Raw genomic sequence first — 610 nt, 5'->3', positions numbered from 1 at the left:
GGACGTAGTAGCCGATCTCGTCGATCCACATCGACAGCCACTCATCAGCGGTTGATTCATCGATCTTCCCAGCATCGATTGCAGCCAACAGAACGCCAACCGACCCGACAACGGTCACACCCTGGTCTTTCGCAAACGACCGGGCATCTCCGTCGTCTGTCAGCAGTCGACCGTCGTGTGCGTCGGCAAGGGCGAACGCCTGTGCTTCCCCGGGGTCGAGATGCCCACCAACAACGGCTTCTCTGTTTGCGACAGTATCCGAAATCGTCGCAACTGGGATTTCGTCGTCAAGTGTATCGAGTGCTTCCTGGAGATATGGGTGATTATCGACGCCGTGTTCGAGTTCCTCACGAACGACTGGTACCGTACAGATTCCAGAGAGGCCAGCAACGACCCACAGCTGATCGATGTACGCAAAATTCGAGAGGACAGTCGTGTTCAAGACGCTCGGATTCGTTGGGAGATCGTTACCTGTCATTTAACACGCGACTCCTCATCAGACGAGTCCTCATCATCGAATTCGAGTTCGCGTGCTGCCTCTACCTCGTAGGCTGCGTCGTCTTGGTCACCGAGCCCGAGGCGAAGTTCAACACCGTGCTCACGGAGGATG

The 610-nt window shown here is 56.1% G+C and carries 1 protein-coding gene and 1 pseudogene; both read right to left on the bottom strand.

Annotated elements, in window-relative coordinates; all coding sequences use genetic code 11:
* Positions 1-478, bottom strand: a 478-nt coding sequence (locus tag ABDZ36_RS14720; protein WP_343749381.1) for a PIN domain-containing protein, incomplete at its 3' end; no start/stop codon positions are given.
* Positions 475-610 (bottom strand): annotated as a pseudogene (locus tag ABDZ36_RS14715) (UPF0175 family protein); the annotation flags it as partial. The gene ABDZ36_RS14720 and the pseudogene ABDZ36_RS14715, both read right to left, overlap by 4 nt.

This window comes from Halarchaeum salinum, from assembly GCF_039520965.1.
GTDB lineage: Archaea > Halobacteriota > Halobacteria > Halobacteriales > Halobacteriaceae > Halarchaeum > Halarchaeum salinum.
The sequence above is the reverse complement of the archived record's forward strand: the minus strand, read 5'-3'. Positions and strand labels throughout refer to the sequence as shown.